Annotated in this window: 15 protein-coding genes and 1 tRNA gene; 6 read left to right on the top strand and 10 right to left on the bottom strand. The window is 66.8% G+C overall.

The genetic code is table 11. The features are described 5' to 3' along the window. Positions 1–11: 11 nt before the first annotated feature. The 8 genes from LN047_RS10590 to LN047_RS10555 are packed head-to-tail and all read right to left on the bottom strand — an operon-like array spanning position 12 to position 9,191. Complete coding sequence (locus tag LN047_RS10590) at positions 12–650, bottom strand: FMN-binding negative transcriptional regulator (protein ID WP_262760290.1); 639 nt, start codon at positions 648–650, stop codon at positions 12–14. 8 nt (positions 651–658) lie between these two features. Beyond that, on the bottom strand, positions 659–1,639 hold the full coding sequence (locus LN047_RS10585) for an alpha/beta hydrolase fold domain-containing protein (protein WP_062840845.1): 981 nt from the start codon (positions 1,637–1,639) through the stop codon (positions 659–661). A 45-nt stretch (positions 1,640–1,684) separates the two neighbouring features. Next, entirely contained in the window at positions 1,685–2,611 is a 927-nt protein-coding gene (locus LN047_RS10580) for a 2-hydroxyacid dehydrogenase (protein ID WP_373981712.1), read from the bottom strand. A gap of 12 nt (positions 2,612–2,623) precedes the next feature. Next, positions 2,624–4,276 (bottom strand): ABC transporter ATP-binding protein, encoded by a 1,653-nt coding sequence (locus LN047_RS10575; protein ID WP_373981711.1) that lies wholly within the window; start codon positions 4,274–4,276, stop codon positions 2,624–2,626. Positions 4,277–4,282: 6 nt separating this feature from the next. Continuing rightward, on the bottom strand, positions 4,283–5,146 hold the full coding sequence (locus LN047_RS10570; RefSeq protein ID WP_062840842.1) for an ABC transporter permease: 864 nt from the start codon (positions 5,144–5,146) through the stop codon (positions 4,283–4,285). Positions 5,147–5,154: 8 nt separating this feature from the next. Continuing rightward, the gene (locus LN047_RS10565) at positions 5,155–6,096 is read right to left on the bottom strand and encodes an ABC transporter permease (protein WP_062840841.1); all 942 of its coding nucleotides are present in this window, start codon (positions 6,094–6,096) and stop codon (positions 5,155–5,157) included. An 18-nt stretch (positions 6,097–6,114) separates the two neighbouring features. Further along, positions 6,115–7,698, bottom strand: coding sequence for an ABC transporter substrate-binding protein (locus tag LN047_RS10560; RefSeq protein WP_226848894.1), 1,584 nt, complete (start codon positions 7,696–7,698; stop codon positions 6,115–6,117). A gap of 59 nt (positions 7,699–7,757) precedes the next feature. Next, positions 7,758–9,191, bottom strand: a complete 1,434-nt coding sequence (locus LN047_RS10555) for an amidase (RefSeq protein WP_373981710.1) — start codon at positions 9,189–9,191, stop codon at positions 7,758–7,760. Positions 9,192–9,497: 306 nt separating this feature from the next. Here LN047_RS10555 and LN047_RS10550 point away from each other — a divergent pair, with 306 nt between their 5' ends. Beyond that, the gene (locus LN047_RS10550; RefSeq protein WP_373981709.1) at positions 9,498–10,994 is read left to right on the top strand and encodes a M81 family metallopeptidase; all 1,497 of its coding nucleotides are present in this window, start codon (positions 9,498–9,500) and stop codon (positions 10,992–10,994) included. Between the two features lie 72 nt (positions 10,995–11,066). Here LN047_RS10550 and LN047_RS10545 read toward each other — a convergent pair whose 3' ends face one another. Both LN047_RS10545 and LN047_RS10540 read right to left on the bottom strand, forming a co-directional pair. Beyond that, on the bottom strand, positions 11,067–11,771 hold the full coding sequence (locus tag LN047_RS10545; protein ID WP_062840838.1) for a riboflavin synthase: 705 nt from the start codon (positions 11,769–11,771) through the stop codon (positions 11,067–11,069). Between the two features lie 101 nt (positions 11,772–11,872). Continuing rightward, positions 11,873–13,309 (bottom strand): aldehyde dehydrogenase family protein, encoded by a 1,437-nt coding sequence (locus tag LN047_RS10540; protein WP_373982126.1) that lies wholly within the window; start codon positions 13,307–13,309, stop codon positions 11,873–11,875. A 289-nt stretch (positions 13,310–13,598) separates the two neighbouring features. Here LN047_RS10540 and LN047_RS10535 point away from each other — a divergent pair, with 289 nt between their 5' ends. From LN047_RS10535 to LN047_RS10515, 5 genes are all read left to right on the top strand, one after another. Further along, positions 13,599–14,402: a FadR/GntR family transcriptional regulator gene (locus tag LN047_RS10535; RefSeq protein ID WP_056316345.1), complete on the top strand. Its 804-nt coding sequence runs from the start codon at positions 13,599–13,601 to the stop codon at positions 14,400–14,402. Positions 14,403–14,419: 17 nt separating this feature from the next. After that, on the top strand, positions 14,420–15,202 hold the full coding sequence (locus LN047_RS10530; protein WP_373981708.1) for a 3-oxoacyl-ACP reductase: 783 nt from the start codon (positions 14,420–14,422) through the stop codon (positions 15,200–15,202). Between the two features lie 86 nt (positions 15,203–15,288). After that, entirely contained in the window at positions 15,289–15,510 is a 222-nt protein-coding gene (locus tag LN047_RS10525) for a hypothetical protein (protein WP_063952506.1), read from the top strand. Positions 15,511–15,930: 420 nt separating this feature from the next. Continuing rightward, positions 15,931–16,713 carry an exodeoxyribonuclease III gene (gene xth, locus LN047_RS10520; RefSeq protein WP_226848888.1) on the top strand — a complete coding sequence of 261 codons (783 nt, stop codon included), beginning with the start codon at positions 15,931–15,933 and terminating at the stop codon, positions 16,711–16,713. A 70-nt stretch (positions 16,714–16,783) separates the two neighbouring features. Next, a tRNA-Ala gene (locus tag LN047_RS10515) sits at positions 16,784–16,859 on the top strand. Positions 16,860–16,927: the final 68 nt, after the last annotated feature.

The following is a 16,927-nucleotide window of genomic DNA, read 5'->3' as shown; positions in this document are numbered from 1 at the left end:
TCCGGTTGGAATCAGGCGTTGTCCGCCGCCAGGTCCGGCTGGGCGCGGATCAGCCGGGCGACCGCCAGGCTGCCCGCGTCCCCCAACCGTTCCAGCTCGCGGATCACGCCCAGGCGGTCGGCCACCGATTTGTCCTGGTTCAGCTTCATCTTTCCCTCCAGCCCGGCAATCGGGATCTCCAGCGCCGCAATCGCGGTGAGGCGCGGCGCCGTCAGGGTCTCGGGCATCTCGGGAAAGCGCCATTCGCCACCCAGCGGCGTGTCGTAGCGCGCCACCGTTTCCGCCAGCACCGCGCGGATCGCCTCGGGCGCCTCAATCAAGCGTGGCGTGCCTCGCGCATGGACCGCGGTGTAGTTCCACGTCGGGAACGTCTGCCGGTTGACGTACCAGCTGGGCGAAATGAACGCATGCGGCCCCTGGAACAGCACCAGCGCCTGCGCGCCGTCCTGCAGGTCCCGCCACTGCGGATTGGCGCGCGCCAGATGCGTGACCAAGGTCCCGCACGCGCCGTCCTCGCGCAGCAGGAACGGCAGGTGCGTGGCGTTCGCGCCCGCCGCGCCCACGGTCACCAGCGTGGCGAAACTGTGGGTGCGCATGAACGCGTGCAATGCACCGATATCGGATTCGGCATAGGCCGGCGGGGTGTACATGGCGTCCCCTAGGCCTTCGCGTGCAGCCAGCGCGCGGTGTCGTCGAAGGCTTCACCCGCGACGGCGGCAATCGAAACGGCCTCCAGAAAGCTGTGCGCGGTGCCCGGGTAGACCTTGGACGCAACGTCCACCCCGGCCTCGCGCAGCTTGCGCTCCAGCTCGATGCTGTCGTCATGCAGCGGATCGCATTCGGTCACCACCAGCCAGGCCGGCGGCAGGCCTTGCAGGTCGGCGCGCAGGATGTCCACGCGCGGATCGAAGAAATCCTTGCCGTGGCGGATGTGCATGCCGCGGAACCAGATCATCATATGCAGCGACAGACCGTACTCACCCGCGCCATACCGCACGACCGAGTTGCGGAACAGATTGCTGCCGAAGCCCCCGTAGTTCAGCACCAGCCCCTTGATGAGCGGCACGCCTTCGTCGCGCAGCGTCAGGGCCGTGCCCATGGACAGGTTGGCGCCGGCGGAATCGCCGCCCACAAAGATCTGCCCGGCGTCGATGTCCAGTTCGCCCGCCGACGCGGCGACCCAGCGCAGCACGTCCACGCACTCCTCCAGCGGCTGCGGGAACTTGGCCTCCGGCGCGCGGGTGTAGTCCACCCCCACCACCACGACCCCGGCGCGCTCGGCGTATTCGCGCATCACGCGGTCATGCGTGTCGATGCTGAACAGCACGAAGCCGCCGCCATGGATGTACATGAAGGCGCCCGGCAGCCGGCGCTCGGCCGGGTAGTAGACACGCACGCGCACCGGTCCATGGCGCGTCGCAACCTGATGTTCCGCTGTGCGCGCCATCTGCGGGCCGCCCTGGGCCCACGGCAGGCGTACCTTTTCGGCATTGGCGCGGCCCTGTTCGATGGACAGGGTGTCGCGGCGGGGATACTGCGACGCATCGGCAGCCATGCGCCGCAGGAACTCGGCGATCTGCGGGTCCAGGGGCGCAGGCGTGCCGGTCGGGATGGTGAACGCGGGATCTTCGAAATACATGGAATGTCTCGTCTTGGGTTGGCAATCGGAAAACGGGTGGCGGCGTCAGTAGCCGCGCTTCAGGTCCACGGTGTGGGCCAGGGCCTCGCCCTGGCCCAGCCGGCGGATGTTGGCCACGACCTGCTCGGCCACGGTGGCGGGCGCGGGCATGGTCGCCATGTGCGGGGTGACGATCACCCCCGGCGTCGACCACAGCGGATCGGCCGGATCCAGGGGTTCCTGCGCGAACACGTCCAGCACGGCGCCGCGCAGTTGCCCGCGCGCCAGCGCGTCGATCAGGTCCGCCGCGACCAGGTGCTCTCCCCGGCCGCAATTGACCACCGCCGCGCCTTGCGGCAGGGCGTCGAAGGTGCGCCGGTTCAGGATGCCGCGGGTCGCGTCAGTCAGCGGGACCAGGCACACCAGCACATCGGTGTTGGCCAGGAATTCGTCAAAGGCTGCCTCGCCGGCATAGACGCGCACGCCGTCAAGATCGCGCGGCGTGCGCGACCAGCCGTTGACCGCATAGCCCAGCCCCGGCAGCACGGCGGCGATGGCGCCGCCCAGCTCGCCCAGGCCCATCAGCCCGATCCGGCATTGCGAGGCCGGCGTCTGCGGCGGCCGGTTCCAGCGCGCGGCGCGCTGGTTGGACAGCGCCAGATCCAGCTTGCGGTGAAAGGTCAGCACGCACCACAGCACGTACTGCAGCATCCCCTGCGCCAGTTGCGGATCCACCACGCGGCAGACCGGCAGCCCGCGCGTGCGCTGGCCGTCCAGCAGGTTGTCCACGCCGGCGGCGATGCTGTGGATCAGCTTCAGGTTCGGCATGTCGTCGTAAACGCCCACGGGCGGATTCCAGCAGACCGCCACCTCGGCGTGCAGACTGCGCGGATCGGGCCAGACGGCAACGTCCAGGTCGGGCGCCAGACCCAGCAACAACGGCTGAAAGTAGGAAAGATTGGCGGATCGGCTCAGCAAGGCAACGCGTGTCATTGGGGGTTTCCTTCAAGCGCCGGCCAACGCCAGTCCGGCCGCATCGCGGCTGCCCAGCCCGTCCTTGCCGGGAATGGCGGCCAGCAGTTCCTGGGTGTAGCGGCTGGCGGGCCGCGTGAATATCTGCTCGGCGGGGCCGATCTCCATGACGCGGCCGCGCTGCATCACGGCGATGCGGTGGCATAGCCGGGCGGCCACGCGCAGGTCGTGGGTGATGAAGATCATGCTCAGGTTCAGTTGCGCGCGGATCTGCTCCAGCAGATCCAGGATCTGCGCCTGCACGGACACGTCCAGCGCCGACACCGCCTCGTCCGCGATCAGGATTTCCGGCTCCATCATCAGCGCCCGCGCGATCGAAATCCGCTGACGCTGCCCGCCGGAAAACTCGTGCGGATAGCGCTTGAGCGCGCTGGCATCGATGCTGACCAGTGCCAGCATGTCGCGCATCCGCGCCTGCACGCGGGCCGGGTCTTCGCCGTAGTTCAGCGGCCCCTCGGACAGCGTGGCTTCGATCGTCAGACGCGGGTTGAAGGACCGGTAGGGATCCTGGAACACCATCTGGATGCGCTTGCACCACTGCCGCCAGGCCGCGCGCGACAGGTTCGAGACGTCCTGGCCGTTCATCACGATGCGGCCGGATGTGGGCCGGGCAAAGTGCGCCAGGCACCGGCCCAGCGTCGTCTTGCCCGACCCGGATTCGCCGACGATGCCCAGCGTTTCGCCACGGGCCAGCGACAGCGACACGCCATCCAGCGCATTGACCTCGCGCCGCTTGGACCGGAACAGGCTGGACGTCACGAAGCGCATGCCCAGGTTTTCGACCGCGATGACGGGATCGGCTGCGGCCAAGGGCGCGCCGGCGCCAAACCTGCCTTTAGGCACCGCGTCGATCAGCTTGCGGGTATAGGGATGCTGGGGATTGGCCAGCACCTCGGCAGCCGTGCCGGCCTCGACGATACGGCCGTGCTGCATCACGATCACACGATCGGCAATCTCGGCCACCACGTCGAAGTCGTGCGTGATGAACAGGATGCCGGTGTCGTGACGCTCGCGCAGGCCGTGCAAGAGGCGCAGCACCTGGGCCTGCGACGTCACATCCAGTGCCGTGGTCGGCTCGTCCGCGATGATCAGCGCCGGTTCCATCGCCAGCGCCATCGCGATCATCACCCGCTGGCGCTGCCCGCCCGACAGTTGGTGGGGAAAGGCGTGACGCAGCGTCTCGGGCGACGGCAGCCGCATATCGGCCAGCAACGCCAGCACGCGCTGGTCGACTTCCCGGCGCGACAGCGACGGGCCATGGAACTGGAAGATCTCGGCGATCTGGTCGCCCACCTGCATCAGCGGGTTCAGGGCCGTCATGGGCTCCTGGAAGATCATGGCCATCCGGTCGCCGCGCAGCGCACGCAGCTCGGCCAGGGAAGCGTGCGTGATGTCGCGGCCCGACAAGAGGATCTGCCCGCTTTCGAGCTTGAGCACATTTTTGGGCAGCAGGCCCATGACGGCGCTGGCCGTGACGGACTTGCCCGAGCCCGATTCGCCGACGATGCACACGATTTCGCGCGGGCTGACGGTCAGCGCGATGCCTTCGGCGGCGTAACGCCGGTCACCGGCGCCGGGCAGGCTGACCTTCAAGTCGCGGATTTCCAGAATGGGATGAGAGGACATTGGCTTTCAGCCCTTGCGTTGACGCGCCATGCGCGGGTCCAGGCGATCGCGCAGCGCGTCGCCGAACAGGTTCACTGACAGGATCAGCAGCGCCAGGAAGACGCCCGGGAACAGGACGATCCACGGCGCGCGCTGGAAGAACGGACGGCCCTCGGAAATGATGCTGCCCAGGCTGGGGATCTCGGGCGGAAAGCCCAGGCCCAGAAAACCCAGCACGGCTTCGATCAGGATTGCCGAGGCGCAGATGAACGTGGCCTGCACCACCAGCGGGTTGATCGTGCTGGGCAGGACGTGGCGCCACAGCACGCGCCATGTCGGCGTGCCCATGCCAAGCGACGCCTCGACGTAGGGCTCTTCGCGCACTGACAGCACCACGCTGCGCACCAGCCGCGCCACACGCGGAATCTCCGGGATGGCGATGGCCGTCACCATGGTGGGAATGGTCGCGCCGCCCAGCGCCACCATGGCGATGGCCAGCAGCAGGCCGGGAATGGCCATGATGCCGTCGATGATGCGCATCACCACCGCATCCAACTGGCGGAAATAGCCCGCCAGGAGGCCCAGCAGCAGGCCGGCGCACACCGAGATCACGCTGACCAGCGCCGCCAGCGTGATCGACAGCCGGCCGCCGTAAAGCACGCGCGAAAACAGGTCGCGGCCCAGCGAATCGGTGCCCAGCCAATATTCGGCGCTGACCGGCTTGAGCCGCATCCGGGGCGCCAGCGCGGCCGGGTCATGCCAGGTGATCAGGGGCGCCAGCATGGCCAGCCCCACCAGCGCGGCCAGCAGCGCCAGCCCGGTGAACATGAGCGGATCGCGCGTGAGCGCGGGCCAGAAGGAACGGGGACGGTCCAGAGCAGTTGTGGTCATGTCCGGCCTCAGTAGCGGATGCGCGGATCGAGCACGACATACAGCAGGTCGATCGCCAGGTTGATGAAGACATACACGAACGAGAAGAACAGGATCGTGCCCTGCACCACCGGATAGTCGCGCGCCAGCACGGCGTCGACGATCAGGCGGCCCACGCCGGGGATGTTGAAGATGGTCTCGGTGACGACCACCCCGCTGATCAGCGTGGTGAGCGCCAGCCCGATGACGGTGACGATGGGCACCGCGGCGTTGCGCAAGGCATGGCGGTACAGCACGTAGCGTTCGGGCACGCCCTTGGCGCGTGCCGTGCGCACGAAGTCTTCGCCCAGCACTTCCAGCATGCTGCCGCGCGTAATGCGCGTGATCAGCGCCACGAACACGGTCGCCAACGTGATGGTGGGCAGCGCCATGTGGTAGAGGAACGTGCCGAAGCCCGACGCCAGTCCCGCATAGCCTTGCACCGGAAACCAGTTCAGCTTCACCGAGAACGCCAGGATCAGCAGATAGCCCACCACGAACGCCGGCACGGAGAACGCCAGCACCGTGACCGCCAGCGTCACGCGGTCGAACAGGCCCTTGTGCCACCAGGCGGAAAAGACGCCCAGCGGAATCGCGGCAAAGATGGTGAGCAGGATCGCACAGATCGCCAGCGCCATCGTCGGCCCCAGCCGCTGGCCGATCAGCGTGGTGACCGGGTCCTTCGAAATGATCGAGGAGCCCAGGTCGCCCTTGAGCAGTGCGCCCATCGCCAGTGCATATTGCGTGGCCAGCGGACGGTCCAGGCCCATTTCGGCGCGGACCTCGGCCACCGCCTGCTCGCTGGCCATGTCGCCGGCGATGACGCGGGCAGGGTCGCCCGGCGCCAGCCGCAGCAGCAGGAACACCACGGTGGCCACCACCAGCATCACGGGGATGGCGGCCAGCACGCGCTTGAAGATCAGGTTGAGCATGATGGAGATCCCCTTGCGCTACTTGGGCGAGGTCCAGAACAGGGGAATCGGCGCATCGACCAGATCAGCGAACTTGGCGTTGTAGCCCTTGAATTTGGAGTACCCGCCCAGCGGCACGTACATCACCTGTTCGTAGTTGCGGCGCTGGATGGCCTGGGCCAGTTCGCGGCGCTCGTCCTCGGTGCGGGCGGCAGCGAAGCGGCTGCGCAGTTCGTCCATGACAGCGTCGTGCGTCCAGCCGGGATAGGTCGAGTCGGCGCGCCCGTCCAGATTGGGATTGCCGACCGCCGAGATCAGGTCCAGGCTGGACATGTTGGACTGGAAGATGCTCCAGCCCCCCTGGTCCACGCCCTCTTTCTTGCTGCGGCGGCTGAGCAGCGTGGCCCAGTCCATCGACTGGATCTCGACATTCATGCCGATGCTGCGCAGCGCCTGCGCCGTGACCGGCGCAATGTTGGCGAAGATGGGCAGGTCGGTCGGATGCAGCACCACCACTTTCTCGTTGGCATAGCCGCTTTCCTTCAACAGCTTGCGGGCGTGCGCCAGGTCCGGCGTCTTGATCTGCGTGGCGCCTTCCTCGGACGCATAGGGCGACACGCAGGTCAGGACCGCGCCGCAGACCTGATAGACGTCCGGATCGCCGATCTGCGCATCCAGATAGTCCGCCTGGTACAAGGCGGCCAGCGCCGCACGGCGCACCTTCACGTTATTGAACGGCGCCTGCAGCCAGTTCATCCGCAAGGTAAACATATTGGAGTTCTTGCCATAAGACTTGAGCGAGATGCCCTTGGCGTCCTTCAACTGCGGCATCAGGTCGGGCGGCACGTCTTCCAGAAAGTCGATCTCGCCATTGCGCAGCGCGTTCACCGCCGTCTGGCTGTCGGGGATGTTCAGCAGTTCCAGCCGGTCCACGGTGACAACCTTGCCGCCCGCGAACGCGCTGGCCGGTTCCTTGCGCGGCACGTAGCCGTCGAACTTCAAGTAGGTGGCTTTCACGCCAGCCTGGAAATCGGCCTGCACGAACTTGTAGGGACCGGAGCCGATCGTCTCGCTGATCGCCTGTGAAGCCGGCACGGACGCGATGCGCTTGGGCATGATGAACGGCACCGGCGAGCTCTCCTTGGCCAGCGACTCCAGCACCAGCCCGTAGGGCGACTTGAGCTTGAGCGTGAAGGTGTCCGGGCCGGACGCAGCCAGTTCGGCCGTGGCATTTTTCAGCCGGTTGCCGATCGTGGCGTCGCCAGCCTGCCACCGCTGCAGTGACGCGACGACGTCTTCGGCCGTGACAGGCGCCCCGTCATGAAACACCAGCCCGGCGCGCAACTTGAAAACATAGGTCATGCCGTCTTCCGACACCGTCCACGAGTCCACCATCTGCGGTTGGGGCCGGCCCGAGGCGTCCATCGAAAACAACGTGTCGTACACGAGATAGCCGTGGTTGCGCGTGACATAGGCCGACGTCAGGATCGGATCCAGCACGCGCAGCGGCGCATGCATCACGAACTTTGCCGTGGTCTCGGCGTGGCTGGCGGCCGGCGCGGCGGCCAGCGGTGCGGCTGCGGCCAGGAACATTGCTGCGGAAAACAGAAAGGATCGCTTCATTTATTCCCCTTTTATGGTTTGGTCCGGCGCCGGCAGCGTGCCGCGGGCCGGGGTGCGGATCAGGGCAGCAGTATCTGCCGTCCCGCCCAAGGTGCCGCGCGCTCCAGCTCGGCGGCCAGGCGCAGGATCTGGTCTTCGCGCCCAAAATGCCCGATGAGCTGACTGGCCACCGGCACACCCGATTCCGTCCAGTCCAGCGGCAGGCTGGCCGCCGGCTGGCCCGAAGCATTGATCACCGCCAGGAATGTCGCGTAGCGAGACACCTTTTCGCGGAACGCCCAGAACTCGCCTTCCAGCGCCAGATCCCCCAGCTTGGCCGGCAGTTGCGCCAGCGTGGGCGTCAGCACCAGGTCAAAATCCGTCATGGCCGCCTCGATGGCGCGTCCGATGGCGTGGAATCGGTTGATCGAATCCACATATTGCGTGGCCGTCAGTTCGCGTCCGACCGACAGGCCGTCGCGGATGACCGGTTCCAGGTCGTCGTCACGCAGTTCGCGGCCGCGGATTGCGAGCCGCGTCTGCACGGCCAGCACGATGTTGGTGGCCAGCACCGTGCCGTGGGCGCGGACGAATCCCGAATAGTCCAGATCCGGCAAAGGCGCTTCCACCACGTCGTGTCCCAGTTCCCGGCACAGGCGGGCGGTGCGCTCAACCGCTGCCAGGCATTCCGGCGCGATGGCGATCCCGTTCCATGCCTGGCGCCACAGGGCAATGCGCAGCGGCTCGCGGCGCTGTTCGCGCACGGAATCCAGATACGACCCGGGCGCGGGCGGCGCGGCATAGGGCGCGCCCGCGGCATAACCGCTGATGCCGTCCATCGCCGCCGCGGTATCGCGCACGCTGCGCGTCAGCACGCCTTCGCACGCCATGCCGCCCCACCCCTCGCCGCGCGCAGGTCCCATCGGTACTCGTCCCCGGCTGGGCTTGAGCCCAAACACCCCGCAGCAAGCCGCCGGGATGCGGATCGATCCGCCGCCGTCGCTACCGTGGGCCACCGGCACGATGCCCGCCGCCACCGCTGCCGCCGCACCGCCGCTGGAACCGCCGACGGACCGGTCCAGCGCACGCGGGTTCAGCGTGGCGCCGCCGTTGCGGCGCGCCTCCGTAGACGGCCCCATGCACAGCTCGGATACCGTGGTCCGCGCGAATGGAATCAGTCCCGACGCTTCGAAGCGCTGGGCCAGCGTCGCATCGAACGCATATTCCGTGTCGTCGAACAGCGCCGAACCCAGGCTGGACGGAAATCGCATGCTCGGCAGGCCCGAATCCTTGAGCAGGAAGGGAATGCCGCGGAACAGGCCGCGTTCGGTCCAGTTGCCCGCCAGCTTGCGCCCCGTTTCGCGCTGCACATAGGTGAGTGCGTTCAATGGCGCACCGCGTTCCTCGGCCAACTGCAACGCGCATTCCATCAGCTCGGCCGGCGTGACTTGGCCGCGTGCAACCAGCCCCGCCAACGCCAAACCGTCCTGCTCTTCGTACTCGTCTGTCCGCATGACTTCCCTGCAACCTTGATGCGCCTGGGTGGCCGGCGCGATAGCCCGCATCCGATTCGATGCCCTGATTTACTGCCTACGTTTGAAGTATTGTTTAGCAATACTGATGTAGTACATAAAAATATTCTAAGCGAGCAACTTCGAGGCACGCAACGCGCGATTCATCAGGGATTTCCCGCGCTGGCGGGCTTGTGGATGCGTTGTCACGTTCGGGCGTGGACAGCGGTATTGCTGATCGCGGCGCCGCCCCCAATAATTTCCGAACGCTCGCATTCCCCCTCTCTCACACGGCAAGGAAAATCGCTCATGCACATCCTGGTTGCTGGCTTCCAGCACGAGACCAACACCTTTGCGCCCTCCAAGGCGGGTTACGACAATTTCGTGCGCGGCGAAGGCTTTCCCGCGATGGTGCGCGGCGCGGACATGCTGGCGCTGCGCGAGGTCAACATCCCTGCCGGCGGATTCATCAATGCCGTGGCAGCTGAAGGCCACACCGTGCAGACGGTGATCTGGGCGGGCGCCAGCCCGTCAGCCCACGTGACGCGCGATGCCTACGAGCGCATCGCCGGCGAGATCCTGGACGCGGTGCGGGCTGGCGGCTTTGACGCCATCTACCTGGACCTGCACGGCGCCATGGTCACCGAGCACCTGGACGACGGCGAAGGCGAACTCCTGGCCCGCGTGCGCGAGATCGTGGGGCCCGGCGTGCCGGTGGTCGCCAGCCTGGACCTGCACGCCAACGTCACCGCGCGGATGCTGCAAAGCGCTAACGGCCTGGTCGCGTTTCGCACCTATCCGCACGTGGACATGGCCGATACCGGCGTGCTGGCCGCGCGGCTGCTGATGGCGCGCATTCAGGCCGGAGAACAATGGACCCACAGCGAACGCCGCCTGCCCTTTCTGATTCCCATCAACGGCATGTGCACGATGCTGCAACCCTCGCAGGGCGTGTACGCGCTGCTGAGCGAACTGGAACAGACGCCGGGGGTTGCCTCCATCTCTTTCGCGCCGGGCTTTCCGGCGGCGGATTTCCCGGAGTGCGGGCCGGTGGTGTGGGCCTACGGCACGGACGCCGCCGCGGTCGAAGCCGTCACCGAATCGCTGTATGCGCGCGTGCTGGAACTGGAACCCGAGTGGTCGCCTGATTTCCTGGAACCGGCCGAAGCCGTGCACCGCGCGCAGGCCCTCGCAGCCGGCGCCACGCGGCCCGTCGTGATCGCCGACACGCAGGACAACCCCGGCGCTGGCGGCGACGCCAACACCACCGGCATGCTGCGCGCGCTGGTGCAAGCCGACGCACAGAACGCGGCGCTGGGCTTGCTGTACGACCCCGAGGCGGTGCGTCGCGCCACGCAGGCTGGCGTCGGCGCCACGGTTGCGCTCAGTCTGGGCGGGCAGTCCGGCGTCGCGGGCGACGCCGCCTTCGAAGGCGAATTTGTGGTCGAGGCGTTATCGGACGGCAAGCTGCGATTTGACGGGCCGATGATGAACGGCATGGACGTGGACCTGGGCGCGACGGCCACGCTGCGGATTGGCGGCGTGCGGGTGGTGGCCAGCGCCGGCAAGGCGCAGATGCTGGACCGCAACCTCTTCCGCGTCGGCGGCGTGCAGCCCGAACAGATGGCGATCCTGGTGGTGAAAAGCTCGGTGCATTTCCGGGCCGACTTCCAGCCGATTGCGCACGAGGTGCTGGTGGCCAAGGCGCCCGGCCCGATGCAGGCGGATCCTGCGGATCTGCCGTGGACGCGGCTTGAGCCCGGGATGCGGGTGCGGCCGCAGGGGCAGCCGTTCAGGGCGGCGTGAAAACGACATGGCCGGCGCGAAGGCGCCGGCCATTGCAGACAAGGCCGCCACGGCGGCCGCGCTTGGGCGGTATTACTTCAGCTTGCCCTGCGGGCTGACGAAGTCTTCCAGCGTCAGTCCCTTTTCCTTCAGGATCGCTTCCAGCAGCGGTTGCAGCTTGCCCAGGCTTTCCTGCACGGTTTCGCGCACGGTGTCGACGATGACCTGCGTGCTGCGTTCGATCTCGATGTTGACCGCATCGCCCACCTGCTTGTCCTCGAAGACCGTCGTGCGGCGCGTCTCGGGAATCAGCCAGACCTCGAACCAGCCCTCGGCGCGGTTCACTTCCGACACGGTGAGGCTGGCGCCGTTGATGGCGATGTAGCCCTTGGCGAACACGTATTTGCGAAAGGCCTCGGGGATGCTGAAGCGCATCAGGCGATTGGTGTCCGACGATTTCACCATCAGCACCTGCGAGGTGAAGTCCACGTGGCCGGACAGCGGATGGCCGCCGATCTCGGCGCCGTCCTTGGCCGCGCGCTCCACGTTCGCGCTGTCGCCCTCGGCATAGCTGCCCAGCGTGGTGATCGCCAGGCTTTGCAGCATGACGTCGAACGTGGCCTGGTTCTCGGACAGGATTTCCGTGACGGTCAGGCAGACGCCGTCCGTCGAAACGCTGGCGCCGATGGCCAGGTCAGTGCAGAAACCAGGGGGAAAATCCAGCGTGAAGGTGCGCAGGCCTTCGCGATCCGCGATCTTTGCGATCTTCGCGGTGCCTTGAACAATACCGGTGAACATACGGATCCTGAATGCGGGGCGGCAGGCCCCGGAAGCAAAACATCAACGTTAACCGATATTTTGCCCGGGTCCTGGGTCAGGGCCGCCGCCCCGCCCCGCGATCAGTGGCGGATCGCGATGGTCTTCAAGGACGTGAAGCCGTACAGCGCTTCAAAGCCCTTCTCGCGGCCGTAGCCCGACTGGCGCGAACCGCCGAACGGCAGCTCCACGCCGCCGCCCGCGCCGTAGTTGTTGACGAACACCTGGCCCGCGCGCAGCTTGCGCGCCAGGCGCATCTGGCGGCCGCCATCGCGCGTCCACACGCCGGCCACCAGGCCGTACAGCGTGCCGTTGGCGATTTCCAGCGCTTCTTCCTCGGTGTCGAAGACCATGGCGGCCAGCACCGGGCCGAAGACTTCTTCCTGCGCCAGGCGGCTGTCCGGCGGCACGTCGCGGAACAGGACGGGCGGCTGGTAAAAGCCGGCCTCGGGCGTGCCGTCCTTCAGCTTGCCGCGCGCCGCGACCTTCATGCCTTGCGCTTCGGCTTCGGCCAGGAAGCCGCGCACGCGGTCCTGCTGGCGCGCGTTGATCAGCGGACCCACATCCAGGTCGGCCGCCGCCGGGCCGGTCACCGTGGCCGAGAACGCGTCGGACAGGCGCTTGAGCACGGTCTCGTACACGCCGCGCTGGATCAGCACGCGGCTGCCGGCCGAGCACGTCTGGCCGGCGTTCTGGATGATGGCGCCCAGCAGCACCGGCATCGCGGCGTCCAGGTCGGCGTCGTCAAACACGATCTGCGGCGACTTGCCGCCCAGCTCCAGCGTGACGGGCACGTGGTTTTCGGCGGCGGCGTGCGCCACCATCTTGCCCGTCTGCGGCGAGCCCGTGAACGAAATTTGGTCGATGCCGGGATGCGCGGACAGCGCGGCGCCCGCCTCGTGGCCGTACCCGGTGACGATGTTCAGCGCGCCGGCGGGCAGGCCCACTTCAGCGGCGATCTCGGCCAGCTTCAGGAGCGACAGGCAGGCGTCCTCGGCGGGCTTGACCACGCAGGCATTGCCCGCAGCCAGCGCCGCGCCGACGCTGCGGCCGAAGATCTGCAGGGGGTAGTTCCACGGCACGATGTGGCCGGTCACGCCGTGGGGCTCGCGCACAGTCAGCACCGTGAAGCCGGGCGTGTAGGGAATGGTCTCGCCGTGCAGCTTGTCGACCGCGCCGGCATAGAACTCGAAGTAGCGCGCCACCGCGGCGGCGTCGGCGCGCGCCTGCTTGATGGGCTTGCCCGTGTCGGCCGACTCCAGCTGCGCCAGTTCCTCCTGGCGGTCCAGCAGCGCGAAGGCGATCTTCATCAACAGGCGGCTGCGCGCGGCGGGCGCCATCTGGCCCCACTCGCCCTCGAAAGCCTGGCGGGCGGCCTTGACTGCACGGTCCACGTCCGCCTCGTTCGAGCGGGCCAGTTCCTCGAAAGGCTTGCCATCGGACGGGTTCAGGACGGGAATGGTTTCACCGGTGGCCGCGGCCACCCATTGGTTGGCGATAAAGTTCTTCTGAGTCACGATGTGCGGAGTAAAGTAGCGGCCGAACGGCCGGTTGGGGGAATCTGCGTGTCTCCAGGCGCTTGCCGGCAGAGGGCCAGCCGCGCCGCCAGCGCGTCATGCGCGCGGGCGTTGTGGTGTGATGGCAAGGTACGGGAGCCCTCAGTAACTTGTCAATTGGAATGACAGCTTTTATCCCAAGGTTCAGGATATTTTTCTGGATGATCGGGTTATCCCTAATCTTTCAGGGGCTTAGCGCCCTGCGCGGAAGTCATGCCGCATGACAACCCGTCCCCACTTCAAGGAGCGTCCGATGAGCAACGTGCGTGACCCGCAGCTGGAATCGCTGCTGGCCGCGGCCACCCGCCCCCGTCCCGAACTGGACGTTCTGGCCGAGGTGGCGTCCGGCCTGGGCTACGTCCGCGCCGAGCGTTTTGCCGAGCGCGTCTACGAAAGCCTGTTCTACGCGATCGCCACCGGCAAGATCGCGCCCGGCAACAAGCTGCCGACCGAACTGGAACTGGCCGCCCTCTTCGAGGTGTCGCGGCCGGTCGTGCGCCAGGCGCTGGACCGCCTGCGCGAGGATCAGCTGGTGGACTCGATCCGCGGGTCCGGCACCTACGTCAAGTCCAAACCGGACCTGATGGGCGGCATGCCCGCCGTGGACCCCGCGCGCCGCGTGGGCCACATTCTGGAAGGCCTGGAACTGCGCATGGTGATCGAGCCCGAATGCGCCCACCTTGCCGCGCTGCGCCGCACGCCCGAAGACCTGCAGGAAATGGACCGCATGCTGACCGGCTACGAAGAGGCCGACGCGTCTGGCGCCATTGCCCACCATCACGACTACGGGTTTCACCGCGCCATTGCGTCCGCCACCGGCAACCAGCGCTTCGTGCAGGTGCTCAAGTCGCTGGAGTACGACGTCAGCCACGCCGTGAACGTCATGCGCCACCTGGTCCACAGCGAACCCTGGAAGCGCACGCGCGCCGCCATCGACGAACATCGCCACATCTATCAACTGATCCGCGATCAGGATGCCGAGGGCGCCCGCAACGTCATGCGCGCCCATATCGAAAAAGCCCGCAGCCGCATGCTCAACAGCGGCTCGGAACACTAAGCAGGAAGCTTCAATTCATGTCATTGCAACGCCCGCAACCCACCCTGGCCCAGCAACTCGTCATCGTCACCGGCGCCAGCCGCGGCCTGGGCGCCGCCATCGCGCAGGCCTTTCTGCGTGAAGGCGCCAAGGTCGTCATCAACTACCTGAACAGCGCCGACCGCGCGCAGGCCCTTGCCGCCACCGCCCCGGACCGCGCCCTGGCCGTGCAGGCCGACGTGCGCGACCCCGCGGCCGTCGCCGCCATGGTAGCCCGCGCCAGCCAGCATTTCGACCAGCCGGTCCACACCATCGTCAACAACGCGCTGCCCGCCTTCCAGTTCAATGGCGATGCCCGCCCCCACGCCGACACGCTGGACTGGGCGCAGATGAACGCCCAGCTCGAAGGCAGCGTGCGCGCCGCGCTGAACACCACCCAAGCCGCCCTGCCCGGCATGCGCGCTGCCGGCGGCGGACGCATCATCAACGTCGGCACCAACCTCGTCCAGAACCCGGTCGTGCCCTACCACGACTACACCGCCGCCAAGGCCGCGCTGCTGGCCTTCACCCGCACGCTGTCGCACGAGCTGGGCGCTGACGGCATCACCGTCAACATGGTGTCCGGCGGCCTGCTGCGCACCACCGACGCCTCCGCCGCCACCCCCGACGCCGTCTTCGACATGATCGCCGCCGGCACCCCGCTGCGCGAGGTCACCACGCCGGAACAATTCGCCGACGCGGTCCTGTTCTTCGCCAGCCCGTGGTCGCGCGCGGTGACCGGGCAGAACCTGATTGTGGATGGCGGATTGGTCAAGGGCTAAGGAAGCGGATCGGGCTGCTGCCCGGACAACGCCGTTGTCTCGTGTGTTACGGTGGAACGGCAATCCACCGCAACCCAGGAGGCAAGATGAAGACACAGATCAGTTATCGAAAGCTCGACGGCAGCGACGGCGTGGCGCTGGTCAATGGCGGGATCTCCGATAGCCAGCAGGCGAAGCAGGAACTGGCAAATTGGCTGGACCTGCCGGCGGCAGACGCGGCGGGCGGAAATCCGGACGATGTCGACGGCCGGCTGCGGCGCGGCGGCATCGAACCGGGCTCGGTCGAGTTCAATCACATCAGTGAGTAGCAAAAGAAAAACCCCGATTCGCAGGAATCGGGGTTTTTGCTTGAAGGGGTCGGACACCTTGCGGCGACGGTGGAGCTTCGCTGGCCGGTGTCTGACACCCGTTGGGACGCCGCCACGAACTGAGGATCGTCTCCCCAGGGTGTCAGACACCTTGCGGCAATGGCGGAGCTTCGCTGGCCGGTGTCTGACACCCGTTGGGACGCCGCCACGAACTGAGGATCGTCTCCCCAGGGTGTCAGACACCTTGCGGACCTTGCGGAGTTCAGCAAGCAGAAGAAGACAGCATGAGCGGGTATCATCTGGCCTTATCCCCGGCGAATGCCAACCACGCCCCGGATGCGTAGCCAGATGAGTAGCTAGACCGGGGTTTTGGAAGGCGCCACCGCCAAGAACCGCCTGAATAAACGGTCTGAAGAAAACATGAAACTCGCCACCTGGAACGTCAACTCCCTGAACGTGCGCCTGCAACAGGTCCTCGACTGGCTCGCCGCCAATCCCGTCGACGTGCTGTGCATCCAGGAACTCAAGCTCACCGACGACAAGTTCCCCGAGGCGGCGTTCAAGGAAGCCGGCTATCACGCCGTCTGGGCCGGCCAGAAAACCTACAACGGCGTCGCCATCATCTCGCGCATGCCCGGCACGACGATGGTGCGCAACATTCCCGGCTTTGAGGATTCGCAGCAGCGCGTGCTGGCCCTGACCTTTCCCAGCCCCGAAGGCGACGTGCGCGTCGTCTGCGCCTACTGCCCGAACGGCCAGTCGGTCGGCTCCGACAAGTACGCCTATAAGCTGGAATGGTTCGAAGCCATGCGCAAGTGGCTGGCCGACGAGATCAAGCAATTCCCCCGCCTTGCCGTGCTGGGCGACTACAACGTCGCCCCGGCCGACGAAGACGTGCACAACCCCGAAAAGTGGGAAGGCCAGGTCCTGGTGTCCGAACCCGAACGCCAGGCGCTGCGCTCGCTGATCGACCTGGGCCTGACCGACTCGTTCCGCCTGTTCGAGCAACCGGAAAAGTCGTTCAGCTGGTGGGACTACCGCCAATTCGCCTTCCGCCGCAACGCCGGCCTGCGCATCGACCACGTGCTGCTGTCCGCCCCGCTGGTCAAGCGCTGCGTCGCCTGCGTCATCGACAAGGAACCCCGCCGCAACGAGCAGCCCTCAGACCACGCGCCGGTCATCGCCACCCTGCAATTCGTCTGAAAAAATTTAGTGCCGCCCCGTGTTGCGTAGCGGGGCCGAATTCCTGTATATTTCTGCTCTTGCTTGATTTGGGGCGGTAGCTCAGCTGGGAGAGCGTCGCGTTCGCAATGCGAAGGTCGGGAGTTCGATCCTCCTCCGCTCCACCAAATTCCAGACGGAAAAGCCTTGGACACTTTTGTGTGCCAAGGCTTTTTTGTTTCTGTGCGTCTGATTT

Source organism: Achromobacter sp. JD417 (genome assembly GCF_041879325.1).
Taxonomy (GTDB): domain Bacteria; phylum Pseudomonadota; class Gammaproteobacteria; order Burkholderiales; family Burkholderiaceae_B; genus Achromobacter; species Achromobacter mucicolens.
This window is presented reverse-complemented; position numbering and strand designations above follow the sequence as displayed.

Bases quoted from the DNA above. Each gene is read 5' to 3' on its own strand.
- LN047_RS10570 (WP_062840842.1), bottom strand. From the start codon at position 5,146: ATGACCACAACTGCTCTGGACCGTCCCCGTTCCTTCTGGCCCGCGCTC.
- LN047_RS10535 (WP_056316345.1), top strand. From the start codon at position 13,599: ATGAGCAACGTGCGTGACCCGCAGCTGGAATCGCTGCTGGCCGCGGCC.
- LN047_RS10580 (WP_373981712.1), bottom strand. From the start codon at position 2,611: ATGACACGCGTTGCCTTGCTGAGCCGATCCGCCAATCTTTCCTACTTT.
- LN047_RS10550 (WP_373981709.1), top strand. From the start codon at position 9,498: ATGCACATCCTGGTTGCTGGCTTCCAGCACGAGACCAACACCTTTGCG.
- LN047_RS10545 (WP_062840838.1), bottom strand. From the start codon at position 11,771: ATGTTCACCGGTATTGTTCAAGGCACCGCGAAGATCGCAAAGATCGCG.
- LN047_RS10585 (WP_062840845.1), bottom strand. From the start codon at position 1,639: ATGTATTTCGAAGATCCCGCGTTCACCATCCCGACCGGCACGCCTGCG.
- LN047_RS10590 (WP_262760290.1), bottom strand. From the start codon at position 650: ATGTACACCCCGCCGGCCTATGCCGAATCCGATATCGGTGCATTGCAC.
- xth (WP_226848888.1), top strand. From the start codon at position 15,931: ATGAAACTCGCCACCTGGAACGTCAACTCCCTGAACGTGCGCCTGCAA.
- LN047_RS10555 (WP_373981710.1), bottom strand. From the start codon at position 9,191: ATGCGGACAGACGAGTACGAAGAGCAGGACGGTTTGGCGTTGGCGGGG.
- LN047_RS10525 (WP_063952506.1), top strand. From the start codon at position 15,289: ATGAAGACACAGATCAGTTATCGAAAGCTCGACGGCAGCGACGGCGTG.
- LN047_RS10575 (WP_373981711.1), bottom strand. From the start codon at position 4,276: ATGTCCTCTCATCCCATTCTGGAAATCCGCGACTTGAAGGTCAGCCTG.
- LN047_RS10560 (WP_226848894.1), bottom strand. From the start codon at position 7,698: ATGAAGCGATCCTTTCTGTTTTCCGCAGCAATGTTCCTGGCCGCAGCC.
- LN047_RS10530 (WP_373981708.1), top strand. From the start codon at position 14,420: ATGTCATTGCAACGCCCGCAACCCACCCTGGCCCAGCAACTCGTCATC.
- LN047_RS10565 (WP_062840841.1), bottom strand. From the start codon at position 6,096: ATGCTCAACCTGATCTTCAAGCGCGTGCTGGCCGCCATCCCCGTGATG.